The 26,607-nt window shown below is 63.8% G+C and carries 24 protein-coding genes; 7 read left to right on the top strand and 17 right to left on the bottom strand.

Annotated elements, in window-relative coordinates; genetic code table 11:
• The 6 genes from FJ954_RS07135 to FJ954_RS07110 form a co-directional block, all read right to left on the bottom strand.
• On the bottom strand, positions 1 to 1,100 hold a 1,100-nt coding region (locus FJ954_RS07135; RefSeq protein WP_210243307.1), incomplete at its 3' end, for a VCBS domain-containing protein.
• A 761-nt stretch (positions 1,101 to 1,861) separates the two neighbouring features.
• Positions 1,862 to 3,424, bottom strand: coding sequence for a glutamine-hydrolyzing GMP synthase (guaA, locus tag FJ954_RS07130; protein WP_140660887.1), 1,563 nt, complete (start codon positions 3,422 to 3,424; stop codon positions 1,862 to 1,864).
• Between the two features lie 55 nt (positions 3,425 to 3,479).
• Positions 3,480 to 4,148, bottom strand: coding sequence for a 5'-methylthioadenosine/S-adenosylhomocysteine nucleosidase (locus FJ954_RS07125; protein ID WP_140660886.1), 669 nt, complete (start codon positions 4,146 to 4,148; stop codon positions 3,480 to 3,482).
• 105 nt (positions 4,149 to 4,253) lie between these two features.
• Entirely contained in the window at positions 4,254 to 4,712 is a 459-nt protein-coding gene (locus FJ954_RS07120; protein ID WP_023771340.1) for a PaaI family thioesterase, read from the bottom strand.
• A gap of 93 nt (positions 4,713 to 4,805) precedes the next feature.
• A complete protein-coding gene (locus tag FJ954_RS07115) occupies positions 4,806 to 5,258 on the bottom strand; it encodes a TspO/MBR family protein (RefSeq protein WP_140660885.1) in 453 nt (150 codons plus the stop codon).
• Positions 5,259 to 5,330: 72 nt separating this feature from the next.
• Positions 5,331 to 6,620 (bottom strand): RsmB/NOP family class I SAM-dependent RNA methyltransferase, encoded by a 1,290-nt coding sequence (locus tag FJ954_RS07110; RefSeq protein WP_140660884.1) that lies wholly within the window; start codon positions 6,618 to 6,620, stop codon positions 5,331 to 5,333.
• A 316-nt stretch (positions 6,621 to 6,936) separates the two neighbouring features.
• Here FJ954_RS07110 and FJ954_RS07105 point away from each other — a divergent pair, with 316 nt between their 5' ends.
• Complete coding sequence (locus FJ954_RS07105; RefSeq protein ID WP_140660883.1) at positions 6,937 to 7,614, top strand: MIP family channel protein; 678 nt, start codon at positions 6,937 to 6,939, stop codon at positions 7,612 to 7,614.
• A gap of 68 nt (positions 7,615 to 7,682) precedes the next feature.
• Here the strand turns inward: FJ954_RS07105 and katG are convergent, their stop codons facing one another.
• On the bottom strand, positions 7,683 to 9,893 hold the full coding sequence (gene katG, locus FJ954_RS07100; protein WP_140660882.1) for a catalase/peroxidase HPI: 2,211 nt from the start codon (positions 9,891 to 9,893) through the stop codon (positions 7,683 to 7,685).
• Positions 9,894 to 10,071: 178 nt separating this feature from the next.
• Here katG and FJ954_RS07095 point away from each other — a divergent pair, with 178 nt between their 5' ends.
• The gene (locus tag FJ954_RS07095; RefSeq protein WP_015316520.1) at positions 10,072 to 10,980 is read left to right on the top strand and encodes a hydrogen peroxide-inducible genes activator; all 909 of its coding nucleotides are present in this window, start codon (positions 10,072 to 10,074) and stop codon (positions 10,978 to 10,980) included.
• Between the two features lie 19 nt (positions 10,981 to 10,999).
• Here the strand turns inward: FJ954_RS07095 and FJ954_RS07090 are convergent, their stop codons facing one another.
• The 4 genes from FJ954_RS07090 to FJ954_RS07075 form a co-directional block, all read right to left on the bottom strand.
• The gene (locus FJ954_RS07090) at positions 11,000 to 11,806 is read right to left on the bottom strand and encodes an amino acid ABC transporter ATP-binding protein (RefSeq protein WP_140660881.1); all 807 of its coding nucleotides are present in this window, start codon (positions 11,804 to 11,806) and stop codon (positions 11,000 to 11,002) included.
• Positions 11,803 to 12,744, bottom strand: a complete 942-nt coding sequence (locus FJ954_RS07085) for an amino acid ABC transporter permease (protein WP_140660880.1) — start codon at positions 12,742 to 12,744, stop codon at positions 11,803 to 11,805. The genes FJ954_RS07090 and FJ954_RS07085 overlap by 4 nt, the downstream gene beginning before the upstream one ends.
• A gap of 56 nt (positions 12,745 to 12,800) precedes the next feature.
• Positions 12,801 to 13,658 (bottom strand): ABC transporter substrate-binding protein, encoded by an 858-nt coding sequence (locus FJ954_RS07080; RefSeq protein WP_140660879.1) that lies wholly within the window; start codon positions 13,656 to 13,658, stop codon positions 12,801 to 12,803.
• Positions 13,659 to 13,738: 80 nt separating this feature from the next.
• Positions 13,739 to 14,752 carry a 2OG-Fe(II) oxygenase family protein gene (locus FJ954_RS07075; RefSeq protein WP_015316516.1) on the bottom strand — a complete coding sequence of 338 codons (1,014 nt, stop codon included), beginning with the start codon at positions 14,750 to 14,752 and terminating at the stop codon, positions 13,739 to 13,741.
• Between the two features lie 102 nt (positions 14,753 to 14,854).
• Between FJ954_RS07075 and FJ954_RS07070 the strand changes: the two genes are divergently transcribed.
• A complete protein-coding gene (locus tag FJ954_RS07070) occupies positions 14,855 to 15,799 on the top strand; it encodes a nucleoside hydrolase (RefSeq protein ID WP_015316515.1) in 945 nt (314 codons plus the stop codon).
• Positions 15,800 to 15,902: 103 nt separating this feature from the next.
• Positions 15,903 to 16,577: a TetR/AcrR family transcriptional regulator gene (locus tag FJ954_RS07065; RefSeq protein WP_015316514.1), complete on the top strand. Its 675-nt coding sequence runs from the start codon at positions 15,903 to 15,905 to the stop codon at positions 16,575 to 16,577.
• A 16-nt stretch (positions 16,578 to 16,593) separates the two neighbouring features.
• Here FJ954_RS07065 and FJ954_RS07060 read toward each other — a convergent pair whose 3' ends face one another.
• Positions 16,594 to 17,235 carry a class I SAM-dependent methyltransferase gene (locus FJ954_RS07060; protein WP_015316513.1) on the bottom strand — a complete coding sequence of 214 codons (642 nt, stop codon included), beginning with the start codon at positions 17,233 to 17,235 and terminating at the stop codon, positions 16,594 to 16,596.
• A gap of 174 nt (positions 17,236 to 17,409) precedes the next feature.
• Here FJ954_RS07060 and FJ954_RS07055 point away from each other — a divergent pair, with 174 nt between their 5' ends.
• Positions 17,410 to 18,954, top strand: coding sequence for an alpha/beta hydrolase (locus FJ954_RS07055; RefSeq protein ID WP_181177769.1), 1,545 nt, complete (start codon positions 17,410 to 17,412; stop codon positions 18,952 to 18,954).
• A gap of 7 nt (positions 18,955 to 18,961) precedes the next feature.
• On the opposite strand, the gene FJ954_RS07050 is transcribed toward FJ954_RS07055, so the two are convergent.
• From FJ954_RS07050 to hisS, 4 genes are all read right to left on the bottom strand, one after another.
• The gene (locus FJ954_RS07050; RefSeq protein ID WP_140660877.1) at positions 18,962 to 20,734 is read right to left on the bottom strand and encodes an AMP-binding protein; all 1,773 of its coding nucleotides are present in this window, start codon (positions 20,732 to 20,734) and stop codon (positions 18,962 to 18,964) included.
• Between the two features lie 92 nt (positions 20,735 to 20,826).
• A complete protein-coding gene (hisG, locus tag FJ954_RS07045) occupies positions 20,827 to 21,525 on the bottom strand; it encodes an ATP phosphoribosyltransferase (protein ID WP_140660876.1) in 699 nt (232 codons plus the stop codon).
• Positions 21,522 to 22,640: an ATP phosphoribosyltransferase regulatory subunit gene (locus FJ954_RS07040; RefSeq protein ID WP_140660875.1), complete on the bottom strand. Its 1,119-nt coding sequence runs from the start codon at positions 22,638 to 22,640 to the stop codon at positions 21,522 to 21,524. The genes hisG and FJ954_RS07040 overlap by 4 nt, the downstream gene beginning before the upstream one ends.
• Positions 22,641 to 22,818: 178 nt before the next feature.
• Positions 22,819 to 24,324: a histidine--tRNA ligase gene (hisS, locus tag FJ954_RS07030; protein ID WP_140660873.1), complete on the bottom strand. Its 1,506-nt coding sequence runs from the start codon at positions 24,322 to 24,324 to the stop codon at positions 22,819 to 22,821.
• 249 nt (positions 24,325 to 24,573) lie between these two features.
• Between hisS and FJ954_RS07025 the strand changes: the two genes are divergently transcribed.
• Positions 24,574 to 24,825 carry a hypothetical protein gene (locus FJ954_RS07025; RefSeq protein WP_140660872.1) on the top strand — a complete coding sequence of 84 codons (252 nt, stop codon included), beginning with the start codon at positions 24,574 to 24,576 and terminating at the stop codon, positions 24,823 to 24,825.
• Positions 24,826 to 24,836: 11 nt separating this feature from the next.
• Here the strand turns inward: FJ954_RS07025 and FJ954_RS07020 are convergent, their stop codons facing one another.
• Positions 24,837 to 25,475 (bottom strand): DNA-3-methyladenine glycosylase I, encoded by a 639-nt coding sequence (locus FJ954_RS07020; RefSeq protein WP_140660871.1) that lies wholly within the window; start codon positions 25,473 to 25,475, stop codon positions 24,837 to 24,839.
• 212 nt (positions 25,476 to 25,687) lie between these two features.
• On the opposite strand from FJ954_RS07020, the gene FJ954_RS07015 reads away from it, so the two are divergent.
• The gene (locus FJ954_RS07015; protein WP_140660870.1) at positions 25,688 to 26,434 is read left to right on the top strand and encodes a L,D-transpeptidase; all 747 of its coding nucleotides are present in this window, start codon (positions 25,688 to 25,690) and stop codon (positions 26,432 to 26,434) included.
• Positions 26,435 to 26,607: the final 173 nt, after the last annotated feature.

Raw genomic sequence — 26,607 nt, 5'->3', positions numbered from 1 at the left:
GTGAAGGTGTCGGTGGTCGTGTCGCCGACATTGAGCGCCTGGACCGTGGCGTTGCCGTTGTCGAGCGTATAGGTCCACTGGCCGTCGGCGCCGAGCTGATAGGTGCCGAGGCCGCCGGTGCTTGCCGTGCCGGCGGGAGCCGTCTGCCAGCTGTCGGTCGCATTGTCGACATCGGTGTCGTTGAGATCGCCGCTCGCCGTCGGCGTCCCGGGAATGGCGTTGGCCACGCCGCCGGCCTCGGTCACTGCGCCGTTCGCCGTGCCGGTGATGACGGCCGCGTCGTTGGTGCCGTGGATGGTGATCGTCACCACCTGGGCGGTGCCGTCGGCGGTATGAGCGGTGAAGGTGTCGGTGGTCGTGTCGCCGACATTGAGCGCCTGGACCGTGGCGTTGCCGTTGTCGAGCGTATAGGTCCAGACGCCACCCGTGGTCATCTGATACGTGCCGTAGCCATGGTCACTTGCATGTCCGGCCGCGACGGCCTGGAATGTATTGGGTGTGTTGTCGACGTCGGTGTCGGTGAGCGTGCCGCTCGCCGTCGGCGTCCCAGGAACTCCATTGCCGACGCCACCCGCCTCGATCACTGCGCCCGTAGAGACTCCGGAAATCACGGCCGCGTCGTTGGTTCCGGCGAACTGTACCGTGGCGGTTGCCCAACTGAGCGTTCCATTGCCGAGCCGAATTGAATAGATAAACGTGTCAGTCAGGTATTGCCCTGCATTCAAGTTTTGTAATTGCGTCTTGAAAGCCGCTGTTAAGGTAGCCGCGTCGTATCCAACGAGTCCGTCGGATGTGATCCAGATTTTCGCGCCGTTAGAACTTGTGTCGGAGCTGCCGATTTCGCTCCGCGCCGAGTCTTGTGTCAACAAATCAGCAGCGGAGTATCCACTCATCGCGCCTGTATTGTTGATCCCGTTGTCGACCGACCAAAGCGTCTTGGCGTTCCCGCCGAGATCGTTGGCCATCACATTCAGGAAGATGGGCTGAGAACTATCCTCATTAAGCCCGGTGGTGCTGCTGGTGAACAGGTCGTCCTTTGCCTGCGGTGTATTGGAGAATGACGCCGTGGTGCCGCCGGCACCGGTGACCTGAGTAGCCATTTTCAACCCCTGTTTCTGTAGCAGACGCCCCAACGCCTGTTTGTTAATAGTCCTGTACGACCACGCTCTGTCCGAGCATCGATCCCAAAGTCGCCACACAGCTGGGTTGAAAGCGAGTGCGGCGCATCATCAGCGAGCCTGCCGGACAAGCAGTGCCGGCTGGAGCTAGCGGATGATGATCGCATGATGGCGGCTGCGACGGCGTTGTCGCAGCGCTACGTCTCCCAACCCAATTGCATCGCCTAAATTGCCGGTTTCCGATCAAGAGATTTTAGACAATGCTTATATTAGGAGATTATTAACTCTACTGGGGAGGAAGCGTCAACGTCCAACTTGGGCGAACGGTTAATATTCAACATGAAGGAGCTGCAGCCACCCGGATCGGCTTGTGAGATCGAACGAGCGCACGGCTGATATGAGCCAGCGCGGCAGAAGATGCGGGGCAGCGTAACGAGAGCCCGCCAGCGCACTAACGCTGGACCTTGATCGCTGCCACGGGCGAGCCGGACATCCGGAATTTTCACGCTCCAACGCAGATCACTCCAAGGATGACAAGGCGCGAAGCAGATCTTGCCTTTGTGCACGCCGTTTTACGCCGTAGCCCCCTTCTTAAAGGTCTTTACCTCGTAAGGGACTTGGGCAGATCGGACTTGCCAGATTGGAGATGAAGAATACCAGTTCAGCGAAAGTGAGACACGGACACAAGAACAATTCTCGATGGCGAAAATCGCCGCCGAATCTACGCGATTGCCGTCTGCCCCTCACTCCCACTCGATTGTGCCAGGCGGCTTCGACGTCACGTCATACACCACGCGGTTGATGCCGCGGACTTCATTGATGATGCGGGTGGCGGCGGCGCCCAGGAAGGCCATGTCGTAGTGGTAGAAGTCAGCCGTCATGCCGTCGACGGAGGTCACGGCGCGTAGCGCACAGACGAATTCGTAGGTGCGGCCGTCGCCCATGACGCCGACAGTCTGCACCGGCAGCAGCACGGCGAAGGCCTGCCAGATCGCGTCATAAAGGCCGGCCTTGCGGATTTCGTCGAGATAGATGGCGTCGGCCTCGCGCAGGATCTCCAGCTTTTCCCGCGTGATGCCGCCCGGGCAGCGGATGGCGAGGCCGGGGCCTGGGAACGGATGGCGTCCGATGAAGCTTTCGGGCAGGCCGAGTTCCTTGCCCAGCGCCCTCACCTCGTCCTTGAACAATTCGCGCAACGGCTCGACCAGTTGCATGTTCATGCGCTCGGGCAGGCCGCCGACATTGTGGTGGGACTTGATGGTGACCGAGGGGCCGCCGGTGAAGGAGACGCTCTCGATGACGTCGGGATAGAGCGTGCCTTGCGCCAGGAAATCGGCGCCGCCGAGCTTCTTGGCCTCGTCCTCGAACACTTCGATGAACAACCGGCCAATGGTCTTGCGCTTCTTTTCCGGGTCGGACTCGCCTTCCAACTGCGAGATGAACTTGTCCGAGGCGTCGACCAGGATCAAAGGCAGATTGTAGTGCTGGCGGAACATCGCCACCACACCAGCGGCCTCGTCCTTGCGCATCAGGCCATGGTCGACAAGAATGCAGGTGAGCTGGTCGCCGACCGCCTCGTGGATCAGAAGGGCAGCCACCGAGGAATCCACGCCGCCCGACAGCGCGCAGATGACCTTGCCCTTGCCGACCTGCTTGCGGATCGCCTCGACCGCGTGCTCGCGATAGGCGCGCATCGTCCAGTCGCCTTCGATGCCGGCGATGTTGTGGACGAAGTTCCTGAGCAGCCTGGCACCATCCGGCGTATGCACCACCTCGGGGTGGAACATGATGCCGTACATCCTGCGTTCGACATTGCCGAAAATGGCGAAGGGCGAGCTTTCCGATTTGCCGAACACCTCGAAGCCAGGCGGCAGGGCGATGACGCGATCGCCATGACTCATCCACACCTGATGGCGCTGGCCTGTGGCCCACAGGCCCTCGAATAGCGGGCTGTCCTTCTCGATCTCGACAAAGGCGCGGCCGAATTCGCGATGGTTGGAGCTTTCGGCGACGCCACCCATCTGCACGCACATGGCCATCTGGCCATAGCAGATGCCAAGCACAGGCACGCCGGCATCGAAGACGATCTGCGGCGCGCGCGGGCTGCCGATATCGGACGTCGAAGCCGGGCCGCCGGACAGGATGACCGCTTTCGGGTTGATGCGCTTGAATGCCGCCTCGGCCGACTGGAACGGCACGATCTCGGAAAACACGCCGGCCTCGCGGATGCGGCGGGCGATGAGCTGCGTAAACTGGCTGCCGAAATCGACAATCAGGATGGTGTCGGTGTGATTGGCTGTCGTCATGGCGAGCCTTTAGAGAAAGAAACGAGTCTGCGCAATGGGTTGCGTCGCCTGACTTTCAGAGCGGTATCGCCTCGTCACCAGGTGAATCCGGCCGGAGCAAGCCCGAACCGATCGCCTGTTCGAGCCGCATGACGGCGTCGGCCAGCTTTTCATCGATGACGTGCAGATATTCGGTCCAGTCGCCGACGTGCCTGAGATCAGCCGCGCCGTCGGAAATGCCGCGCAGCCCGATGAGCGGGATGTCGAAAAGCTGACAGGCGCGCAGGCAGGCGAAGGTCTCCATGTCGACCATGTCGGCGGCGATCGCTTCGTACGCCGCGCCGGTAATGACGGCGCCGCCGGTCGACAGTGTCGCCTCCTTGATTTCGGGAATACGCAACGGCAACGGTACGATCACCGGCAGGTCGAGAAACGGCGTCGCGCCTTTTTCGAAGCCCAGCGGCGAGGCATCGATGTCGCGATAGCTGACGGAGACGGCCTGGTAGATTTCGGTCTGCTCCAGGGTCCGGCTACCAGCAGAGCCGAGCGATACCACCAGATCGGGCAATGCCTTGTCCGATTTCAACCAGGAGAGCTCAGCGCCCAGCCGCACGCCGGCCTCGACCGGGCCCACGCCCGTCATCAGCGGCGTGAACAATCGCTGCAGATGCGGGCCATATTCGGCCCGCGCCGCCATGACGAAGAGGACATCCTTGCCGCCAATGCGCACGACGTTGCCAGTCATGGCGATCCTCCTGCTTGCGCTACATTATGACCAACGGCATGGCCGCTGCCGGCGGCAGCTCCGTGCCGCCGGCACGATTAAATTCGCCCGCGGCGAACCGGCCACTCACCCAGCGATACCATCACGGCCTAGCACCGTCATCATCGTCCCGGTCATGGTGGCGATCAGCTTGGCCTCGCCGTCGGTGGCGAAGGCATAGGCCTGGCCGTCGGCAACGATGATGGTACGGCCGGGTTTGGTCACCGAACCGCGGAACAGAAAACGCTCACCCCGGCCCGGCGCCAGAAGGTTGACCTTGAATTCGATGGTCAGCACGCCAGAATTCTCCGGCATGAGCGAGAACGCCGCATAGCCGCAAGCCGAGTCCAGCGCCGTCGAAATGACGCCGGCATGCAGGAACCCATGCTGCTGGGTCAGCGCCGCTGAATAAGGCATCTCAATCTCGATGATGCCGGGGGTCACCAATGTCAGTTCGGCGCCGATCGTCGCCATCGCCTGCTGGCGTGCGAAGGACGCCCTGACGCGATCCTCATAGTCCGGAGCCGGTACGATCTTTGCTGCCATCGCCGTTGCCTTCACGTTTGCCGGGAAAGCTTATCGCAGAGGCATGAGCGGCAGGCAAATGCTTTTGCTGCACTGCAGCAAACCGCACGCCACCTAGTTCAGCCAAAGAAGCGAGGCGTTGAGCAAGGTGGCGAACGCCACCCACGCCGCGTAGGGCACGAAAAGCCAGCCGGTGAGCCGATCGCGGGTCCAGACGCTGGCGATAAACAGCGCGATGACGGCCAGAAGAAGCACGATGATGACCAGAGCAGACCCCATCATTTTTGCGCCGAAGAAGATTGGCGACCACAGGAAATTCAGGACGAGCTGAGCGCCCCAGATCTTCATCGCGGTGCCGGCCGGGTCCTGCAACCATGTCCGCCAGCCGGCCACGGCGATCAGCACATAGAGCAGTGTCCAGGCAGGCGCGAAAATCCAGTTGGGCGGATTGAAGGAAGGCTTGGCCAGCGATGCATACCAGGCACCTGGCAAGGTGGCGAAACCGATCAGCAGGCCTCCGCCCAGCACCAGGACGAGGAACAGCAGAAGCGACAGATATCTTTGCAAGCACTCACCCTGTGGCGGCGCAACGCCGCGCGTCTGCAATTGGGGCGCTGCGGGCAGCTGTCAACGGCAGCGTCAGTACGCCCGGCGCATGGCGCAAAAATAAAATCCGTCTGTGCCGCTCAGCGCCGGCGAGAGCGAAATGCCACCCAGGGCACCGATCCGCATCGCGGCGGTATGGCCGGGAAAACGGCTGTCCCAGAGCTGGCGATGATCGACCGGGGCAAAGCCGCCGTGCCGCTCGCGAAACGCGGCGATTTGTTCACCGTTCTCCTCGTCGAACACGGAGCAGGTTACGTAGACCAGCAGGCCACCGGGTTTGACGTAGGTTCTGGCGGCATCGAGGATCGTCGCCTGCTCGCCCTTGCGGGCATCAAGCTGTCTCTGCGTCAGCCGCCATTTGGCGTCGGGACGCCGCCGCCAGGTGCCGCTGCCGGTGCAGGGCGCGTCGACCAGCACGATGTCCATGTGGCCGGTCAGCGGGGCAAGCTCGGCCGGCTTGGTGGCGACCTGCACATTGCGGTTTTCCGAGCGGCGAATGCGGTCGAAGATTGGCGCCAGCCGCGCCTTTTCGGCATCGTGAGCGAAGATTTGACCGTGGTTGTCCATCGCCGCCGACAAAGCCAGCGTCTTGCCGCCTGCGCCGGCGCAGAAATCGAGCACCTGCATGCCAGCCGTCGCGCCGGCAAGCGCCGCCGCAATTTGCGACCCCTCGTCCTGGACCTCGAACCAGCCTTTCTGAAAGGCCGGCTCGGCTTGCACGTTCGGATGCCGGCCGTCACCGTCGATCGGCGGGATGCGGATGCCGTAGGGTGCGATCCGTGCGGCACTGGCACCGGTCTGCGCGAGTTCGGCCAACACCTTGGCGCGATCGGCCTGCAGCGTGTTGACCCGGATGTCGAGCGGCGGACGTGTGGCGAGCGCCGCGCCCTCCTCGACCCATGTCTCGCCGAAGGCCCGCTGGAAAAGCGGTTCGCACCAATCGGGAATGTCGGCGCGAACAGCAGGCGGCGCGTCGGCAAGCCGGCGTTCCGCGATTGCCTGGAGTTCCGTGGCGCTCAGCAGCGGCGGCGCGAATTTGTCACCTTCGAGCGCTGCGTTGAGCGACTGCGCCGTCTGGCTCCATTCGAGCAGCAGCGCCCCGAAGCCGATGGCACGCGGTGTGTCTTCGCCCAGCAACCAGCCGGCGGAGCGCTTACGGCGCAGCGCGTCGTAGACGATGTTGCCGATCGCGGCGCGATCCCCACCGCCGGCGAAGCGATGGGACAGGCCCCAATCCTTCAGCGCGTCGGCCACCGGCCGGTGACGCCGACCAATGTCCTCCAGCACTTCAATGGCCGCAGCCAGCCGTCCGCCCAGTCGCATTCGTCATTCCATCAATCGAGCACATTATCCGGTCTGCTCTTAGAGCCTTTCACGTCCGGATTGAACCCCGCCCGGCTTCGCCGCGAGGGCAAGCTGGCGGTGGTCGGCGAAACTTGTCCGACCGGTAAATCTTCACGGCGGTTAGCAGCAGGCAGACTAGTAGATACAAGATTTCTAATGTTCTTAACTGGCGGCCGGAAGGACGGCGTGTGGCACTACAGCTCTGCTTTCCAAGTTTTTCGGTTGGGAATACTCTTGCCGTCATGATTCGCGGCGCGGAAAACGTGGACCGGCGGATCTTCACGAGGAGAGGGCAATGAAGACTTATCTGGCGGAAGTTCTAGGTACATTTCTGTTGGTGTTCATCGGTACGGCGTCCGTGGTGACGGGCGGCTTCGGCGGCGCGCTGCCGCTTGGCCAGGAAGGCATCGGTCTGGCATTCGGCATCGGCCTCATCGCGGCGGCCTATGCGATCGGCCCGATTTCGGGCGCGCATCTCAATCCGGCGGTGACGCTCGGCGTATTCCTTGCCGGCCGGCTGCCGGCCAAGGACGTCATCCCCTATTGGATCGCGCAGGTCATCGGCGCCATCATCGCCTCGCTGGCGTTGTGGATCATCGTTTCCGGCCAGACCGGCGGCCATACCGGCGGCTTCGGTGCCAATGGCTGGGACGAGACGAAATGGGGCATGAGCTCGGCGTTCCTGTGGGAGCTGATCGGCACCTTCACCTTCGTCACGGTGATCCTTGGCGTTACCGCTGAAAAGCACTCGACGGCGTTTGCCGGCCTGGTCATCGGCCTGACGCTAGCGGGCATTCACTTCGCGATGATCCCGGTCACCGGTACCTCGGTCAATCCAGCGCGCTCGATCGGCCCGGCGCTGTTTACCGGCGGCGCCGCACTCAGCCAGCTCTGGTTGTTCATCGTCGCACCGCTGATCGGCGGCGCCATTGCCGGCGTCGTCGCTAAGGCGCGTGTCTTCGAGAAGGATTGATTCCAGAGCCTGAATGCAAGAGGCGCGGGCCGTGGCCCGCGCCTCTTGCGTAGGTCCTCAAGCTCGGGTCAGGCCGCGATGTCAAAGCGGTCGGCGTTCATCACCTTGGTCCATGCCGCAACGAAATCCCGGGCGAATTTCTGCCCGGCGTCCGCCGATCCGTAGACCTCGGCCAATGCCCGCAGTTGCGCATGCGAACCGAAGATCAGGTCGGCACGGGTGCCGGTCCACCTGACTGCCTTGGTTTTGCGGTCGCGCGCTTCGTACACTTCTTCCGAACCCGGAACAGAACCTGCAGCCGGATCCCAGACCGTGCTCATGCTGAGCAGGTTGACGAAAAAGTCGTTGGTCAGCGTACCCGGCCTATCGGTGAACACGCCGTGCTTCGAGTGCCCGGTGTTGGCGCCAAGCACGCGGAGGCCGCCGACAAGCACCGTCAGTTCCGGCGCCGTCAGGCCCAGCAACTGCGCGCGGTCGACCAGCATGGCCTCAACCGACATGGGCTGCTTGCCCCTGACATAGTTGCGGAAGCCGTCGACTTTCGGCTCGAGCGCGGCAAAGGAGTGGACATCCGTCTGCTCCTGCGATGCATCCATGCGGCCGGGCGTGAACGGCACGTTCACGTCGTTGCCGCCATCCTTGGCGGCCTTCTCGACCGCGGCGACACCGCCGAGCACGATCAGGTCGGCCAGCGAGACCTTCTTGTCGCCGGTCTGCGCGGTGTTGAACTCCGTCTGGATGCCTTCGAGCCTGGCAACCACCTTCGACAGTTCGGCCGGCTGGTTGACTTCCCAGTCCTTCTGCGGCACCAACCGGATGCGTGCGCCATTGGCGCCGCCGCGCTTGTCGGAGTTGCGGAAGGTCGAAGCCGAGGCCCAGGCCGTCGAGACCAGTTCGGAAACCGACAGGCCGGAGGCCAGGATCTTGGCCTTCAGCGATGCGATGTCCTGCTCGCTGACCAGTTCATGGTCGAGCGCCGGGATCGGGTCCTGCCAGATCAGCTCTTCCTTGGGCACCAACGGGCCGAGATAGCGCACCGCCGGACCCATGTCGCGGTGGGTCAGCTTGAACCAGGCGCGGGCGAAGGCATCGGCGAACTGATCCGGATGTTCATGGAAACGCCGCGAGACCTTCTCATAGGCCGGGTCGGCCCGCAGCGCGAGGTCGGTGGTCAGCATGGCCGGCGCGTGATGCTTCGAGGGGTTGTGCGCATCCGGCACCGTGCCGGCACCGGCGCCACCCTTCGGTGTCCACTGATGGGCGCCCGCCGGGCTCTTCGTCAGCTCCCATTCGAAATTGAACAGATTGTCGAAGAAGTTGTTGCTCCACTTGGTCGGCGTCGTGGTCCAGGTGACTTCGAGACCCGAGGTGATGGCGTCGCCGGCAATGCCTGACGCATGTTTGCTCGACCAGCCGAGGCCCTGCGCCTCGATGCCGGCACCTTCCGGCTCAGCGCCCACCAGCGAGGCATCGCCGGCGCCATGGGTCTTGCCGAAGGTGTGACCGCCGGCGATCAGCGCCACGGTTTCCTCATCGTTCATCGCCATGCGCGCGAAGGTTTCCCGGATATCACGGGCCGAGGCCAGCGGATCGGGCTTGCCGTTCGGCCCTTCCGGATTGACGTAGATCAGGCCCATCTGCACGGCGCCGAGATGGCCGCGAAGCTCACGATCGCCCGAGTAGCGCTCGTCGCCCAGCCACTTGGTTTCCGAACCCCAGTCCACGTCCTGCTCGGGCTCCCAGACGTCGGCGCGGCCGCCGGCGAAGCCGAAGGTCTTGAAGCCCATCGATTCCAGCGCGACGTTGCCGGTGAGGATCAACAGGTCGGCCCAGGAAATCTTGCGGCCGTATTTCTGCTTGACCGGCCAGAGCAGGCGGCGCGCCTTGTCGAGATTGGCGTTGTCAGGCCAGCTGTTGAGCGGCGCGAAACGCTGCTGGCCGGCTCCGGCACCGCCGCGGCCATCACCGATGCGGTAGGTGCCGGCGCTGTGCCAGGCCATGCGGATGAACAGCGGCCCGTAATGGCCGAAGTCGGCGGGCCACCAATCCTGCGAATCCGTCATCACTTGGTGCAGGTCCTTGATGACCGCATCGAGATCGAGGCTGGCGAATTCCTTGGCATAGTCGAAGTCCTCGCCCATCGGGTCCGACAGGTTCGACTGCTGATGGAGAACGCCAAGGTCAAGCTGGTTCGGCCACCAGTCACGGTTGGTCCGGCCGGCGGATCCATGCGCGACAGGGCATTTGCCCGCGCTGCTGTCGTCGGTTTTCGCGTCCATCTCTCACTCCAATTTGCCGAGGTTTGATTTGCCGAGGTTGATTTTTTGCCGAGATTTTGGGGGCGGCCAGCGGCCCGCGCCAATCTGGAACCATTCCAGCCTAGGCCAGACCGTCGATAAAAACAAATTGTCTTTCCTGTTTATTTCGATAGGATTTTCTTATGATGGCCTTGACCGCATGATCGGACTGACAGTTCGCCAGATGCATTATTTCGACGCGCTGGCGCAGACGCTGCATTTCGGGCGTGCGGCGAAACTTGCCGGTGTCAGCCAGCCGGCGCTGTCCTCGCAGATCGCCGAAATGGAGCAACGGCTGAACTGCCGGCTGTTCGAACGCGGCGGCAAGTCGGTGCGCATGACGGACGAGGCGATCGCCCTGTTGCCGCGTATCGAGCGCATCCTGGCTGATATACGTGACGTGGAAACGACGGCCCGGCGCGGCCGCACGGCCATGGAGGGACGCTTCCGGCTGGGCATCATCCCGACTGTCGCGCCCTATCTTCTGCCGCGCGCCTTGCCCGAACTGAAGAAGCATTTCCCGGCCTTGCTGCTCGAATTGCGCGAGGCGGTCACCACCTCCCTGGTCGAAGACACCGCATCGCGAAAACTCGACGCCTTCATCGCGGCACTTCCGCTCGACCATCCAGGACTGATCACCGAGGCGCTCTTTCCCGACCGGTTCTTCCTGGCCGTGCCGTCGGACGATCCGGCCTTTGCCTCGCCGCCGGTTCCACCCGAGAGCCCGGCGCTGGAAAGACTGATGCTGCTGGAAGAAGGCCATTGCCTGCGCGAACAGGCGCTGGCCGTCTGCGGCAATGTGCGGCCGGTGGCGATGGCAAGCTATGGCGCGACCAGCCTGACCACGCTCCTGCAGATGGTGGCGCACGGGCTCGGCGTCACGCTCATCCCCGAAATGGCGACCGGCCCCGCCGGCACCATCCCCGACCTCAAGATCGTGCCGTTCCAGGAACCGATGCCGCAGCGCATGATCTGCCTGGCCTGGCGACGCAACAATGCGCGGCACGGGGAATGCGTCGAGCTAGCCAAGATTATACGGGGGCTAGGCCCGGCGCTGTTGGCGGCCTGAGAGGTGGCCCTAACGCTCGTTACAGCACCCGCGACAGGAACTCGCGGGTGCGCGGCGACACCGGGTTGGCGATCATCTCGCGCGGCGCGCCGCGTTCGACGATCACGCCGCCGTCCATGAACACGAGCTGGTCGCCGATCTCGCGGGCAAAGCCGACCTCGTGGGTGACGACGACCATCGTCATGCCGCTCTCGGCAAGGTCGCGCATAACCTGCAGGACTTCGCCGACCAGTTCCGGATCGAGCGCCGAGGTCGGCTCGTCGAAGAGCAGCACCTTGGGCTTCATCGCCAGGGCGCGCGCGATCGCGACACGCTGCTGCTGGCCCCCGGACAGTTCGCGGGGATAGCGGTCGACCTTGTCGGCCAGGCCGACACGCCGCAGCAGCACCTCCGCCTCGGTCTTTGCCTGGTCGACTGGAATGCGCCGCACCTGCATCGGCGCCTCGATCAGGTTCTCCATCACCGTCATGTGCGAGAACAGGTTGAACGACTGGAACAGCATGCCGATCTCGGCGCGGCGCCGGCACAGAAGATCGTCCTTCACCTCATAGAGCTTGTCGCCCTGGAGGTCGTAGCCGACGAACTGGCTGTCGACGAGCAGGATGCCGCCGCTGAGTTTTTCCAAATGGTTGATGCAACGCAGGAACGTGCTCTTGCCCGATCCCGACGGGCCGATGATGCAGGCGACCGATCCCTCCGGTACATCGAGGTCGACACCTTTGAGAACTTCAAGCTGGCCATAGGTTTTGCGCACGCCGCGCGCGAACACCATGGAGTTGGCGGACACCCCGAAGCGGGCACGATTTTCGGACTTCACATCACTCATCGAGCAACGCCGCGCAGGCTGATCAAGTTGCGCAAGGTGCGCGTCGTCAGGGGGTCGCGTCTGACATCGCTGCGGCCGAAATGGCGCTCCAGGAAATGCTGCCCCACCGACATGATGCTGACCACCGCGAGATACCAGAAGGCGACCACGATCAGCAGCGGAATGGTCTCGAAGGTGCGCGCATAGATGCTCTGCGCGGTATAGAACAGGTCGTCGACGGCGATGAACGTCACCAGCGACGTCATCTTCAGGAGGTTGATCGCCTCATTGCCGGTCGGCGGCAGCACGAAGCGCATGGCCTGCGGCAAGGTGATGCGCTTCAGGATCATGCGGTAGGGCATGCCGAGCGCGCTCGCCGCCTCTGACTGGCCAGACGGCACCGACTTGATGCCGGCCCGGATGATCTCGGCCATGTAGCCGGCCTCGCACAGCGAAAGCGCCACCACGGCGGAGAAGAACGGCGTCATGAAATCATTGGTGCGCACGGAAAACAGCGTGCCTATGAACGGCAAAGTCAGCGAGATTTCGCGCACCAGCAGCGACAGGTTGAACCAGAAGATCAGCTGGATCAGGGCTGGGACACCCCGGAAGAACCAGACGTAGACGCCGGAAAAGGCGCGCAGCACCGGGCTCGGCGACACCCGCATGATCGCGATGATGGTGCCGACAATGATCGCCAGCACCATGATGATGACGGTGAGCATCAGCGTGTTGCCGAGGCCTCGCATGATCGAGGGATGGAACAGGTATCCGGCTGCCGTGCCCCAGGCAAAGGCCGGGTTGCTGGCGAAAGCACGAATGATGAGGAAGGCCAGCAGCAGGGCGAACGCCGTACCGACCCAAATGCCATAGCGGCGCTGCGGCACGACGGTCAGTCGTGACACGGCGGCGGAAACGCTTGGCTCGACGCCGATGTCGGTCGGGAGGGCAACGCCCATCGGATGTCTCCAGCTTGCGGGCCGGCGCCTGACGTTCATCAGGCGCCGGATGGTCTCTATTCGGCGCGAAGCGCGTCCATGGTGCCGACGAAGTAGGGTTCCTTGATCGCATAGGCGCCCATGCCGTATTTCTCCAGGATAGCTTTGTACGTGCCGTTCTTGAACAGTTCGGCAAGTGCCGCCACCATCATGTCGGCGGTCTGCTTGTCGTCCTTGGCGATCGCCATGCCGAGCGGCGCGACCTCGTAAAGGGTCGGCAGGACCACCAACTGGCCCTTGCTCGTCACCTCGAAATAGCTCGATGCGGTGGCATCGTCCATACGCGCGTCGACGCGGTCCGAAAGCACGGCCTGGACGATATCGGTGGAGGAGTTGAACACCGATTTCTCGATAGCCTTTTGGCCCTTGTCGGTGCATTCCTTACCGAGCTTGTCGACCAGGAAATCCGAGGCGCTGCCGGCCGAGACGCCGATGCGCTTGCCACAGAGCGGCATGTCGCCGCTGAAGCTCGCCTTCTTGTCAGGCGATGTCGAGACGGCGAGCCCTGCCTTCAGGAACATGATGAAATCGACCTGCTTCAGGCGCTCCGGCGTGGCCGAGAAGGTCTCCCAGGCGATCTTGAAGCGGCCCGCCGCAAGACCCGGGATCATCGACGGGAACGGCGTGCGCTGGATATCGAGCTTGGCGTCGACGAGCTTGGCCACCTCGCCGGCGAGTTCGACGATGATGCCGGTCTGCTTGCCGTCGGCGTCGAGATATTCGAACGGCGCGAAGTCCAGAGTGTTGGCGACGGCGAGCGTTCCGCTCTCTTTCACCTCAGCCGATTTCGGCACGTCGGCGGCTTTGGAAACCCCGCCCCCGACGGTGGTGGAGAGCGCCAGTGCAAGGCTGGTCATTCGCAGATATCTGTTCATTGCTGTTCCCCTTTTCTTGTCCTTGTTTGCAGTCTTTCCGGCAGAGCCCGGGCCAGTGGCCGGCACGGGCTCGGTGTCCCTTAGGAAGCGGCTGCTTCGGCCGCCTTCTTCTTTCGATAATGATAATTCTTGTCGATGCGCTCCATCAGGTAATCGCCATAGAGCACTGGCTCGTATTTCGGCTGTGTGCCGGCCGGCACACAGACCGAAAGTGCGGCGATCGTCTCGTCCATTGAGGGATCGAAGAAGAAGGGCTGCGAATAGCGCTCGCGTCCGGAGCGGTTGATGACGCGGTGCGGCGTCGAGACGAACTGGTCATTCGACCAACGCGCCAGGATGTCGCCGACATTCATGACGAAGGAATCCGGAACCGGCGGCGCGGGAACCCAGTCGCCCGCCTTGTTCTTGACCTCGAGGCCGCCGACATTGTCCTGGGCTAGCAGCGTGATGAAGCCGTAGTCGGTGTGCGGCGCCGAACCGAAAAGCCCCTCTTCCTGGGGCTGCGTCGGATAGTGCAGCAGCCGCAGGAAAGTCGTCGGCTGCTCGAAATAGCGGTCGAGACTGTCGGAGGGCAGCCCGAGCGAAAGCGCGATAGCGCGCACCATCTTGCGGGCGAGCGTGCCCATCTCCTGGACATAGCGCTCGATGGTCTCCCTGAAGCCGGCAAGGGCGGCCTCGTCAGGCCACTGGTTGGGGCCTTGCAGCGGCTTGCCGGCCAAGGCCCGGGGGTCGTCGGCGCCGACCTCGTGCATGAAGAAGATCGATTCGCTCTGGTTCGGCTTGCTGACGGCCGCCACGGACGAGGTCACGATGGTCGAGCCGGCAAAGGGCAAGTAGCCGCGGAAATTCTTGTCGATCTTCAGCTTCGCCTTCTCCTCCTCGGGCAAGGCGAAGAAACGCTTGGAGGCCTCGCGGACCGCTTCGACATCGGTGCGCGGAATGGGGTGGCCGGTGACATAGAGGAAGCCGATCGTCTCGAGATAGCGGCGCAGTGTCGCTGCCGTTTCCCTGATCGCGCCTTCGTCGTCGCCATAGAGCGGCGAAACGTCGAGGATCGGAATTTCGGAAAAATCGCCGCGCTCTTGTGCATCCATTTCGAACACCCTGTCTTGAACATAAGATACAGTACTGTATTTCTACACATCCGAACGGCCTCATCAATAGGCTTTCGATCGCAAAAGGAAGGACGCGGCATCATGGCACCACGCAAGATCATCATCGATACCGATCCGGGCCAGGACGACGCCTTCGCCATCCTCTTCGCACTGGGGTCGCCTGATGAACTCGACGTGGTCGGCATCACCACGGTCGGCGGCAACGTGCCGCTTGCCCTGACCTCGAAGAATGCGCTGAAAGTCGTCGAACTCGCCGGGCGGCCCGATGTGCCCGTTTATGCCGGCTGCCCGGCGCCGATGGTGCGCAAGCTGATCACCGCCGAATATGTCCATGGGGAAACCGGCCTCGACGGCGCCGACCTTGCCGAACCGGTGACGCCGCTGCGGGGCGAACACGCGGTGAACTACATGGTGCGCACCATCATGGACGCGCCGGAAGGCGAATTGACCGTTTGCACGCTCGGGCCAATGACGAATCTGGCCATGGCCATGACCATGGAGCCGAGGATCGTGCCCCGTCTGCGCGAAGTGGTGCTGATGGGCGGCGGCTTCTTCCAGGGTGGCAACGCGACGCCGGCCGCTGAGTTCAACATCTTCGTCGACCCGCATGCCGCGCACAAGGTGTTCGACAGCGGCGCGCCGGTGACCATGGCGGGCATCGATTGCACCTACACGGCGCTGATGACGCCTGAGTGGCTCGACCGCCTGCGCGCAAGCGGCAGCCGCGCGGCGATCGAGGCCGCGAACCTGGCCGACTTCTACCGCCAGTATGGCACCCACAAATTCGAGACGCCGGCACGCCCCATCCACGATGCCTGCGTCACCGGTTATCTCCTGGCACCGCAAATCTATGAACAGCGCCAGTGCGCGGTGACGGTCGACATTGTCTCGCCTGAGACAATCGGCATGACCGTCGTCGACTGGTGGCACGTCACCGGCCGGCGCAAGAACTGCAACGTCCTGCGGCGCATCGATCCCGCGCCGTTCTTCGAACTCATGCTGGAGCGGATCAGCGCATTGCCCTGAGTTGCGCCTTCCGCGATAGATGGACACTTGATGAGTCGCGAAGCGCATCGGAGCCGGCGAACGGTTTTGTGGGCGTTGCGTGTGCGATGAAGGTCTTGATCGGATGAAATCGGACAGCGCCCCGGCCAAAGGCAAGAGACCAGCCAAAGCCGCGGGACCTGGGAAGACGGCGCGGCAGACGCTGAGTCGCGAGGCCTGGATCGCAGCGGCGCGCAAGGTGCTGGAGAAGCACGGCATTGGCGAGGTCAAGATCGACCGCCTCGCCAAGCAATTCAAGGTGACGCGCGGCAGCTTCTATTTCCATTTCACCAGCCTGGCCGATCTTCGCGACGGCCTGCTGCAAGAATGGCGAGATATCAATTGCGAGCCCTTCTGGGCTATGCGCGAGATGCAGAATATAGACGGCCTGCAGTTCTTCACCGACATCGTGCATGTTTGGGTCGACGAGGCGCCGTTTAGTCCCCTGCTCGACCTCGCCGTGCGCGACTGGTCACGAACGTCGAAAAAGCTGGCGCAGGAGGTCAAGGATATCGATGACCTGCGCATCGAACTCCTGACCCGCTCCTTCCGCGCCATGGGTTATCCCGAGGACGAAAGCCTGGTCAGGGCCCGCATCACCTATTTCCACCAGATCGGGCAATATGCGCTGTCCTTCAAGGAGGACCCGGCGGTGCGCCGCAGCTACCAGCCACTGTTCGGCGAGGTGCTGCTGGGGCCGCTGGTGCAGGAGCCGGGTTCGGCGCCACGGCCGGCGGAAATACGGCGCGGGCGGCGTTAGCGGACGAGGCATCCCGTCAACCCGTTAGGGGTATCGCGATGCCGGCATGGTGACTTCCCAACTGCCAGAAGGGTAGCTGGAACCGCTCGCGCTGCGCTTCGACGATATGAAAGCCCGCCGTCCGGATCAGGTGCAATGGATCGCGATTGAGGTGGCAGCCGCCGGCGAGCCGGCCCCATATCAGGTTCAGACGCTCTTGCCACCGGCGGCAACGCGGCCCTTCGGCCTGGCCGTGCTCGATGAAGATCAGCCGGCCCGTGGGCTTGAGGATGCGCCGGATCTCGGTCAGCGCCGCCTCGGGGTCCGGAATGGTGCAGAAGGCATAGGTGACGACCACCGTGTCGGCGAAGCTGTCGGCCAAGGGCAGCCTTTCACCGCTGGCCCTGATGCAGTCGACATCGAATGGCAGGGAACGGCTCTTCGGTTCGGCAAGGCCCAGCATCGTGCCGTCGGGATCGACGCCGACCAGCCGCTTCACCCTGGCGGCGTCGTAATGGGGAAGGTTCAGGCCGGAGCCGAAGCCGACTTCGACGACGACGCCCCCTGCCCGCGGGATCAGACGCCTTCGCATGTCCGTGAAAGCGTTGGCCGAACAGCCGGCGTGGACGAGGTAGGGAGCAATGCAGCGCGCGTACCAGGAGAGACAGGATTGGCACATGTCTCAGCCTCCTTGCCGTGTGTTGGCGGCACCGACAGGGCGGGTGAGAGTATTGACCAGTGACATTTCTCGCTCCAAGGGAGTCTCATGATCGGGCCCGATCGGCCCGATGTCGTGGGAATGGATAGAAGGCCGGCGTCCCCTCAACGTCCCTGCATGGCCGTGGTCGGATCGATGGAGCGATTGGAATTCCGATTTCTGGGTTTTCCGGAGTTCCGGTTGAACGGCCGGCGGGTGGAACTCGCCCTGCGCAAGGCGGCAGCCCTCCTCATCTATCTCGCCGAGGCCAGCGGACCGGTGGCGCGCGAGGTCGCCGCCACGCTGTTGTGGCCAGAAGCCGACGAGCAGGCCGCACGCGCCCGCCTTCGGCGCACGCTGTACAAAATCCGCATCGCGTTCGGCAACGAGATCATCGCCGCCACAGGCGTCTCGCTAAGCCTGCACCCGGCGTTGTCCGCCGAGATCGACACCAGGATTTTCGAGCAGGCCTGCAATTCCGGCGCTCTCGACAAGGCAGCCGAGATCTACAAAGACGACTATCTCGCCGGCTTCTTGCTGCCGGACTGTCCGCAATTCGAGGAATGGGTCTTCTTTCGGCGAGAGACGTTGCGTGGCCGGCTGGTGCAGGCGCTGGAGCGGCTCATCGACGCCAAGATCGCCTACAGCCAGCCTCGTGGCGCGGTCGTTCACGCGACACGGCTGGCGGCACTCGACCCCTTGAGCGAAAGCGCGCACCGACATCTGGTCCGTGCCCATCTGGCGGCCGGGGACAGGGCGGCGGCCGAGCGGCAGATCGACACGTGCATCCGGCTCTTGCGGGACGAACTCGGTGTAGCGCCGGACCCCGCCACGCTTGCCATGCTGAGCCAACCAACTCAGGACGCCGCCCTGGACGTGCCCAGGACGCGCTATGTCGCGGTGGGCGGTATCCACATCGCGTACCAGATCTTTGGCAGCGGCCCGACGGACATCGTGCTTGTTCCCGGCTTCATTTCACATGTCGAGCGTATCTGGGAAGACCCGGGTTGCCGCGCCTGGCTGACCGCGGTTTCGCGCCTGGGTCGCCTGATCCTCTTCGACCGGCGCGGCATGGGGCTTTCCGACCGAGTCGGTGCCCGCCCCACGGTCGAGGCGACGGCGCAGGATATTCTGGCGGTCATGAACGCGGCCGGCAGCCGCCGGGCCTTGCTGGTCGGCGCATCGGAGGGTGGGCCGGGCTGTATCCGTTTTGCGGTCCAGCATCCCGATCGGCTGACGGGCCTTGTCTTGTGGGGCTCGCTCGCCAAAGGCAGCCGTGCACCTGACTATCCCCACGCCTTGACCGTCGCGCAGTATGGTTTGTGGAAGCAACGGCTGCTGGCGGGCTGGGGTGGCCCGGCGGAAATCGAAACCTTCGCCCCGAGCCTCGCTGGCGACCGCCAGGCGAGGACCTGGTGGGCCGGATTGCTCAGGGCAGCCTCCAGTCCCGGCGCGGTCGCAGGGCTGCTCGAGGCGTTGCGGGACGCCGATGTCCGTCACCTCCTGGCAAAAGTCTCCGCCCCGACGATGATCCTCCACCGTTCCGGCGACCGCGCCGTGCGCATCGAGGCGGGGCGGTTCCTAGCGACCAAGATTCCAGGCGCGCGGTTTATCGAGGTCGATGGCGACGACCACTGGTTCTGGGTCGGCGACCAGCAGGCGCTGCTCAAGGCTATCGGCGTGCTTGTGCGACACGGCTGATCCGGCCTCACGCCGTCTTCTGCGCCACCAGCCCGAGTTCCTCGACCATCGCCTGACGCATCAGGAATTTCTGCGGTTTGCCGGTCACCGTCATCGGCAATTCGCTGCGGAAGCGAATGTGGCGCGGCACCTTGTAGTGGGCGATCTGGCCGGCGCAGAAGGCCTTTATCTCCTGTTCGGTGGCGATCTGGCCGGGCTTGAGCACGATCCAGGCGCACAGCTCCTCGCCATATTTGGCGTCCGGGATGCCGAACACTTGCACCTCCTTGACCTTGGGATGCCGGTAGAGGAATTCCTCGACCTCGCGCGGATAGACGTTCTCGCCGCCGCGGATGACCATGTCCTTGACGCGGCCGACAATGTTGCAATAGCCCTCGACGTCGATGGTGGCGAGATCGCCGGTGTGCATCCAGCCGTCGCTGTCGATCGCCTCGCCGGTCTTCTCGTCGTCGTCCCAATAGCCCTTCATCACCGAGTAGCCGCGCGTGCAGAGCTCGCCCGGCGCGCCGACCGCAACGGTGGCGCCATCGGCGTCGATCGCCTTGACTTCGACATGAGGGTGGATGCGCCCGACGGTGGAGACCCGCTTTTCCAGGGGATCGTCGACTCCGCTCTGGAACGAGACCGGGCTGGTCTCGGTCATGCCGTAGGCGATGGTCACCTGCGACATATGCATCAGCGACACCACCTTCTTCATCACCTCGATCGGGCATGGCGAACCGGCCATGATGCCGGTACGCAGGCTGGAAAGATCGAATGTCGAGAAATCCGCGTGGTCGAGCATGCCGACGAACATGGTCGGCACGCCATAGAGGCCTGTGCAGCGCTCATGCGACACGGCTTTCAGCGTCAGGCCGGGATCGAAACCCTCGCTGGGAAAAACCATGGTCGCGCCTTTCGACACACAACCCATCGTGCCCATCGACATGCCAAAGCAATGATAAAGCGGCACCGGGATGCAGAGCCGGTCGTCGACAGTGAGCTTGATGGCCGATGTGACGAAATTGCCATTGTTGACGATGTTCGAATGGGTCAGCGTCGCGCCCTTGGGTGCCCCCGTGGTTCCGCTCGTGAACTGGATGTTGATCGCCTCGCCCGGCTTCAACCCTTCCGAGATACGATCGAGGCTGTCATGCTCGTCGCGGCCGGCCATGGCCAGCACGTCGCCGAAATTGAACATGCCCGGCGAATTGTCCTCGCCCATGCGGATGACGATCCTGAGCGCAGGCAATTTCCCGGCCTTCAGCTTGCCGGGCGTCGCCGTAGCGATCTCCGGCGCCAGAGTCTCGATCATGGCGAGATAGTCCGATGTCTTGAAGCTCGCCGCCGTCACCAGTGCCTTGCAGCCAACCTTGTTCAGGGCATATTCCAGCTCGGTCAGCCGGTAGGCCGGATTGATGTTGACCAGGATCAGGCCGATGCGGGCGGTGGCGAATTGCGTCACCAGCCATTCCCAGCGGTTGGGCGACCAGATGCCGACCCGGTCGCCCTTCCGGAGGCCGAGCGCCAGAAAGCCGGCGGCCAGTGCATCCACCGTATCCGACAGTTCGCTCCACGTGAAGCGCTTGTCCTGGCCGACGAACACGGCGGCATCGAGCGTGCCGTATTTGCCGACGGTGTCGGAGAACAGCGCGGGAATGGTCTTGTCGAGCAGCGGCACTTTGCGGTCGCCCGAGACATGCGCCCTGCCATCGACCGGTGCAATAAAGACGCTGCCGGCGCGCGCGCCGCGTCCGCGCAGATTGGTGGCATTCTTCAGTTCGTCGAGATTGACCGGCATCGCTGTCTCCTCCAAGACTGGCCGAACCTATCAGCCTGCCGGGATGCTGGAAATCCCGTCGATGGTACTGGAGCCCCTTCCCTGAAGGATCGCTATGCGACCGCTGCCGCCAGTTTCGCGACGATGTCGCGCAAAACGACGTCGTCGGCCGCTGCACGTGTCTTCCTCGACGCGACCAGACAGGCCTGTGATTTCAGGACCACGCCATCGCCCAGCACCTTGAGATGGTTGGCGCGTAGCGTCGAGCCCGTGCTGGTGATGTCGACGATGACGTCGGCGAGGCCGGCCGCCGGCGCGCCCTCGGTAGCCCCCAGGCTCTCGACGATGCGATAGACCTGGATGCCGTGCTTTTGGGAGAAGAACTGCTGGGTCAGCCGCCAGTATTTGGTGGCAATCCGCAGCCTGCGGCCATGGCGCTGGCGGAAGTCGGCGGCGACATCGTCGAGATCGGCCATCGTGTCGACATCGAGCCAGATCTCGGGCACCGCGACCACCACATCGGCATGGCCGAAGCCGAGGCGGGCGACGATCTCGGCCCGCGCTTCCCAGTCAGCGAGATTTTCCCGCACCAGGTCCTCGCCGGTGATGCCGAGATCGACCGCGCCTTGGCCTATTTCGCCCGATATCTCGGGGGCCGACAGGAAGAGCACTTCGACATTGTCCAGACCCTCGACGCGGGCGTGATACTTACGCTCGTCGCCGGGCAGGCTGACGGCGAGGCCGGCCTTGGCCAACACCTCCAGCGCCTGCTCCTTGAGCCTACCCTTCGAGGGAACGGCGAGCGTGATCATGATGCCGCCCCCCGCAGCGCCTCGATGCGGTCGAGCCACACCGAAAAGCCGACGCCGGGGATCGCGGTCTTGGCACCGAGCAGCGTCAGCAACCGGTCGTAGCGCCCGCCACCGGCCAAGGCGCGCTCGCCGTTGGCGGCCGCGATTTCGAAGACGACACCGGTGTAGTAGTCGAGCGGACGGCCGAAAGCGGCGTCGTAGCGGATTTTTTCGGAGGGCAAGCCATGCGCCTCGATCGCCTTGGCGCGGGCCGAGAATTTTTCCAGCGCCGCACCCAGCGAAAGTCCGGCGCCGGCCGCGAAGGTTTCCAATGCCTGGGCCGCGCCATCGAGCGCCACGTCGATCGCCAGAAAATCTTTCAGCGCCGCGAAAGCCTCGTTCGACAGCCGCACGCTGCGCAACTCGGCTTTCTCGATCAGCCGCCGCGCAATATCCGACGGCGCGCGCCCGGCCGATGCCGACAAGCCGGCTTCCTCCATGCCGCCGGCAATATGCTGGGAAAGACGGTCCAGATCGCCATCGAGGACAAGCGCCGCGACCGGCCCGGAGAGCTGGCTGTTGCGCGGCGGGTTGGCGAGATCGGCGAGTGCTGTCTCCAGCATAGGCGCCGAGCCGAAGGCGCGGGCCAGCCGCATGCGCCAGCCGCGCGGCAAGCCGAGCGCCGCCAGCACCGCCTCGAAAATCGCCTGGTCGCCAAGCGTGACCGCCAGCGGCTGGCCGGGCAGCACCAGCGACAAGAGCGCATGCGCGTCGGCGACCGAACGGGCATCGGCTTCGGCCGTGTCGCCGTCGCCGAGATCCTCGATGCCGGCCTGGAAGAACTCATTGCCGCCCTCGCGGCGCTGGCGAAACACTTCGCCCAGATAGGAATAGCGGCGCGGCGTGCCGGCCTGGCTGGCTATGTGGTCGAGGCAGACGGGAATGGTGAATTCGGGCCGCAGGCAGAGCGTCTGCCCGGTTTCGCTTTCGGTCAGGAAAATGCGGCGGCGCAGATCCTCGCCGGCCATGTCGAGGAAGGGATCGGCCGGCTGCAGCACCGCGACTTCGACGGCATGTGTGTTGCGGTTGGCGAAGAGGGTGATGATGTCGGTGGCGATGGCGGGGCGGGAGGTCATAGACAGGTTGGGCGCGAGGCACCCCCCTCTGGCCTGCCGGCCATCTCCCCCGCAAGGGGGGAGATCGGCAGCTTCGGGCTCGGCACGTTTTTCCCAACATCGGAGATTGGCGAAAACCTACGCGACATCCCATCTCCCCCTTTTCGGGGGAGATGGCCGGCAGGCCAGAGGGGGGTGCTCAAGCGCCACCCTTGGCGCGATCAGCGGCCTGCGCCGCCAAAATCTTCTTCACTTCGGCGACCAGTTCGCTTTCCGCTACTGTCACCTGGGCCGGACGCGCGGCGCGCCATTCCGCATTGTCGGTGATCTCCGCCGACATGCGCGCGCCTTCGATCAGGTCCTTGATCTGCAATTCGCCCTTGGCCCGCTCGTCGCCGCCCTGGATGACGGCGATGGGACAACCGCGCCGGTCGGCATATTTGAGCTGCGCCTTCATGCCGGCGCCGCCGAGATACATTTCGGAGCGAATGCCGGCGGCGCGCAATTCCGAGACCATCTTCTGATAGCGGCCGAGGCTTTCAGTGTCCTTGTCCATGACCAGCACGACGACCGGCGCGATCACTTCCGATACGTCCAGCTTGCCGAGGTTCTTCAGCGCCGTCATCAGTCGCGAGACGCCGATGGAAAAGCCGGTCGCCGGCACCGGCTCGCCGCGAAAGCGCGAGACCAGACCGTCATAGCGGCCGCCGCCGCCGACCGAGCCGAAGCGCACGATCTGGCCGTCCTCGTTGGGGATTTCAGCCAGAAGCTCGGCCTCGAAGACCGGGCCGGTGTAATATTCGAGGCCGCGCACGACGGAACGATCCATGGCGATACGGTCCTCGGCATATCCGGCAGCCCGGACCAACGATTCGATGGTCGCAAGTTCGCCAACGCCCTCCTGGTAGACCGCGTTCCCGCTGACGCTGGCATCCAGACCCGCCTGCACATTTCGCGCTGTCGCCATAAGAACAGCCTCGGCTTGCGTTTCATTCAGCCCGGCGCCCTTGGCGAAGTCACCCTCGCCTTCCTTGCCGCCGTCCCAGCGCCCCGGGCCAAGCAGAAGCCGGACACCGTCCGGACCGAGCTTGTCGAGCTTGTCGATGGCGCGCAGCACCGTCAGCCGGCGGCCGGCATTTTCCTCGCCGCCAAGGCCGATCGCTTCCAGCACGCCGTCCAGCACCTTGCGGTTGTTGACGCGGATGACGTAGTCGCCGCGCTTGATGCCGAGCGCTTCCATGACGTCGGCCATCATCATCGCCATCTCGGCGTCGGCCGCGACGCCCGGCGTGCCGATCGTGTCGGCATCGAACTGCATGAACTGGCGGAAGCGCCCGGGCCCGGGCTTTTCGTTGCGGAACACCCAGCCGGAACGGTAGCTGCGGTAGGGTTTTGGCAGGCGTTCGAAATTCTCGGCAACGAAGCGCGCGGTCGGCGCGGTCAGGTCGTAGCGCAGCGACAGCCACTGGTCGTCGTCGTCCTGGAAAGAGAACACGCCTTCGTTCGGCCGGTCCTGGTCGGGCAGGAATTTGCCCAACGCATCGGTATATTCGATCAGCGGCTGGTCGGCCGGTTCGAAGCCATAGAGCTCATAAACCGAGCGGATCGTCGCCATCATCTTCTCGACGGCGCGGATATCCTCGGCGCCGCGGTCGGCAAACCCGCGCGGCAGCCGCGCTTTCGTCTTTTCCGATTTGTCGGCCATAATCTGGGCACCCGATGTTCATGACTTCGTGACGCGGCAAATCTAGCGCGTTCACAGCGCGCGTTTCCTAACCGATGAAGCCGGGAGCGGCAAGGGTTGGCGCCCCGGAGCGCACCCGACAAGATCAGGAAGAATCGAAACCCCCTGAAACAAAAACACACCAGAAATGAAACAATGCCGCCACGGGCGCGGCATCGTGCCGACACAATCGCGGCCGATATAGCGCACCGAAACGAAGGGGTTCGGGACATGACCAGCGCAACGGAATTTGAGGCCAACAGCGAGGCCGGCGAAGTGCCGACGCGCCTGCGCCCGGCGGGCACCCATGCACCGCAAATGGTTGGTCAGGCTGCCGGGCCGTTCAATGTGCCGGCAGGCACCAGCAAGGATCCTTCCCTGCGCGACGCGTTGGTGACCGGTCTGCTGGTGATCTATCCGACGGTCGCCACGGTGGCCGCAATCGTCGCCGGGCTGTTCCTGGCCAGCGCCAACGGCACCTGAGCTGCCCGCGGCTATTTCGGCCGCTGGAAAGCCTTCCGCTGCTTCTCGACCTCCGTACGGCACACGCAGCCTTCGAGATGGTCGTTGACCAGGCCCATGGCTTGCATGAAGGCGTACACGGTGGTCGGGCCGACGAAAGTCCAGCCGCGCTTTTTCAGGTCCTTCGAAATCCGAACGGAAACCGCGCTGGTCGGGTTGGCGCGCAGATGGGCGAGGTCGACGATCTCCGGCCGCTCCTCCTTGCCGGGTTCGAACTTCCAGAACCAGGCGGCCAGCGAGCCGAACTCATCCACCATCGCGCGGGCGCGTTTGGCGTTGTTGATGGTCGAGACTATCTTGCCGCGATGGCGGATGATGCCGGCGTTGCCGAGCAGGCGCTCGACATCCCGTTCGTTGAAGGCGGCGACCTTATCGAAGTCGAAGCCAGCGAAGGCCTCGCGAAAATTCTCCCGCTTGCGCAAAATGGTCAGCCAGGACAGGCCCGACTGAAACCCTTCCAAGCAGATCTTCTCGAACAGCCTGCGGTCATCGGCCACCGGCCGGCCCCATTCATGGTCATGGTAATCCAGATAATCGGGCAGATTGCCGTGCCAGAAGCAGCGCACGACACCGTCAGGACCGGCAAGCAGGCCGGTGTTTTCATTGCTCATCCCAAGAAATCCATCCGTTAACGCGCTTGCGCGCTGTCTTTACCGTGGCTTTACCAGATTCCTGAACCGGGCGGTAACCACACCAAAGAGTTTACTGACAGAACCGCATTTTACGCATTCCGATTCATGTTTCGGTTGCTGCTCGCCGCCAATGATCGCGCAAGCCGGGAGCGTTCTTGCCCGGCGTATTAGACGATCAAGGTGCGTTCCCGATGAAAAGAGTTCTGTTTCCCTTGCTCGGCGCCGTGGCTGTGTTTGCCGCCGGCGTCACACCCTCAACCGCCAACGACCGTTATGCCGACAGACCGCCGGTGATGGTGAGCCCCGACCTTTCCGCGCCCTGGGTGCTGCAGCTCGGCCATGCGCCCGGAATCGTGCGGCAGAACCGACAGGCCGTGCAGCAGCAGCCGCGCCAGCGCACCGCGCAGCCGGCACAGCCCGACAGCGTACAGACGGCCGCTGTGCAGGCGCCTGCCAAACGCATGGTCATGCGCCGGCAGATCAACCCCGTCTACCTGCCGCAGGAAGTTGCCTATGACGGCGCCCAGAAGCCGGGCACCATCGTCATCGATACCACGCAGAATTTCCTCTATCTGGTCGAGAAGAACGGCAAAGCGCGGCGCTACGGCGTCGGCACCGGCAAGCCCGGTTTCGAATGGTCGGGCACCCACAAGATCACCAACAAGCGCGTCTGGCCGGACTGGCGTCCACCGGCCGAGATGATCAAGCGCGAAGCGGCCAAGGGCCGATACCTGCCGACCTATCTGGCCGGCGGCATGGAAAACCCGCTCGGCGCGCGCGCTCTCTATCTCGGCACGACCGAGTACCGCATCCATGGCACCAACCAGCCCTGGACGATCGGCGGCGCGGTATCATCGGGCTGCATCCGGATGCGCAACGAGGACGTGGTCGACCTTTATGAGCGGGTCAATGTCGGAACCACCGTCGAGGTGATATAGTGGCGGCGAATCAGCCGGTTAAGCAGTGCTGAGCAGGTTTTGGCGCGCTGTTGCCCTTAAGTCATAGCGCACTTTTGGAAGACGTGCTTAGACTGGCAACGAGTTAACGGGGGACGGGCCGTGTGGGGATACGGCCAGTCACGAGAGGGCAGCACGGGTAACCGGGCTGCCCT

The sequence above is a fragment of the Mesorhizobium sp. B2-3-15 genome, from assembly GCF_006442875.1.
Classification (GTDB): Bacteria; Pseudomonadota; Alphaproteobacteria; order Rhizobiales; family Rhizobiaceae; genus Mesorhizobium; species Mesorhizobium australicum.
Note: the sequence above shows the minus strand (reverse complement) of the source record. Positions and strands in the feature narration are given on the sequence as shown.

What these genes read in the sequence shown, in the direction of transcription:
- FJ954_RS07125 (WP_140660886.1), bottom strand. Translation starts at nt 4,148, where the DNA reads ATGACTGGCAACGTCGTGCGCATTGGCGGCAAGGATGTCCTCTTCGTC.
- guaA (WP_140660887.1), bottom strand. Translation starts at nt 3,424, where the DNA reads ATGACGACAGCCAATCACACCGACACCATCCTGATTGTCGATTTCGGC.
- FJ954_RS07090 (WP_140660881.1), bottom strand. Translation starts at nt 11,806, where the DNA reads ATGAGTGATGTGAAGTCCGAAAATCGTGCCCGCTTCGGGGTGTCCGCC.
- katG (WP_140660882.1), bottom strand. Translation starts at nt 9,893, where the DNA reads ATGGACGCGAAAACCGACGACAGCAGCGCGGGCAAATGCCCTGTCGCG.
- FJ954_RS07040 (WP_140660875.1), bottom strand. Translation starts at nt 22,640, where the DNA reads ATGACCTCCCGCCCCGCCATCGCCACCGACATCATCACCCTCTTCGCC.
- FJ954_RS07105 (WP_140660883.1), top strand. Translation starts at nt 6,937, where the DNA reads ATGAAGACTTATCTGGCGGAAGTTCTAGGTACATTTCTGTTGGTGTTC.
- hisG (WP_140660876.1), bottom strand. Translation starts at nt 21,525, where the DNA reads ATGATCACGCTCGCCGTTCCCTCGAAGGGTAGGCTCAAGGAGCAGGCG.
- FJ954_RS07060 (WP_015316513.1), bottom strand. Translation starts at nt 17,235, where the DNA reads ATGTGCCAATCCTGTCTCTCCTGGTACGCGCGCTGCATTGCTCCCTAC.
- FJ954_RS07055 (WP_181177769.1), top strand. Translation starts at nt 17,410, where the DNA reads ATGGAGCGATTGGAATTCCGATTTCTGGGTTTTCCGGAGTTCCGGTTG.
- FJ954_RS07050 (WP_140660877.1), bottom strand. Translation starts at nt 20,734, where the DNA reads ATGCCGGTCAATCTCGACGAACTGAAGAATGCCACCAATCTGCGCGGA.
- FJ954_RS07070 (WP_015316515.1), top strand. Translation starts at nt 14,855, where the DNA reads ATGGCACCACGCAAGATCATCATCGATACCGATCCGGGCCAGGACGAC.
- FJ954_RS07065 (WP_015316514.1), top strand. Translation starts at nt 15,903, where the DNA reads ATGAAATCGGACAGCGCCCCGGCCAAAGGCAAGAGACCAGCCAAAGCC.
- FJ954_RS07085 (WP_140660880.1), bottom strand. Translation starts at nt 12,744, where the DNA reads ATGGGCGTTGCCCTCCCGACCGACATCGGCGTCGAGCCAAGCGTTTCC.
- FJ954_RS07075 (WP_015316516.1), bottom strand. Translation starts at nt 14,752, where the DNA reads ATGGATGCACAAGAGCGCGGCGATTTTTCCGAAATTCCGATCCTCGAC.
- FJ954_RS07015 (WP_140660870.1), top strand. Translation starts at nt 25,688, where the DNA reads ATGAAAAGAGTTCTGTTTCCCTTGCTCGGCGCCGTGGCTGTGTTTGCC.
- FJ954_RS07080 (WP_140660879.1), bottom strand. Translation starts at nt 13,658, where the DNA reads ATGAACAGATATCTGCGAATGACCAGCCTTGCACTGGCGCTCTCCACC.
- FJ954_RS07095 (WP_015316520.1), top strand. Translation starts at nt 10,072, where the DNA reads ATGATCGGACTGACAGTTCGCCAGATGCATTATTTCGACGCGCTGGCG.
- FJ954_RS07025 (WP_140660872.1), top strand. Translation starts at nt 24,574, where the DNA reads ATGACCAGCGCAACGGAATTTGAGGCCAACAGCGAGGCCGGCGAAGTG.
- FJ954_RS07120 (WP_023771340.1), bottom strand. Translation starts at nt 4,712, where the DNA reads ATGGCAGCAAAGATCGTACCGGCTCCGGACTATGAGGATCGCGTCAGG.
- FJ954_RS07020 (WP_140660871.1), bottom strand. Translation starts at nt 25,475, where the DNA reads ATGAGCAATGAAAACACCGGCCTGCTTGCCGGTCCTGACGGTGTCGTG.
- hisS (WP_140660873.1), bottom strand. Translation starts at nt 24,324, where the DNA reads ATGGCCGACAAATCGGAAAAGACGAAAGCGCGGCTGCCGCGCGGGTTT.
- FJ954_RS07110 (WP_140660884.1), bottom strand. Translation starts at nt 6,620, where the DNA reads ATGCGACTGGGCGGACGGCTGGCTGCGGCCATTGAAGTGCTGGAGGAC.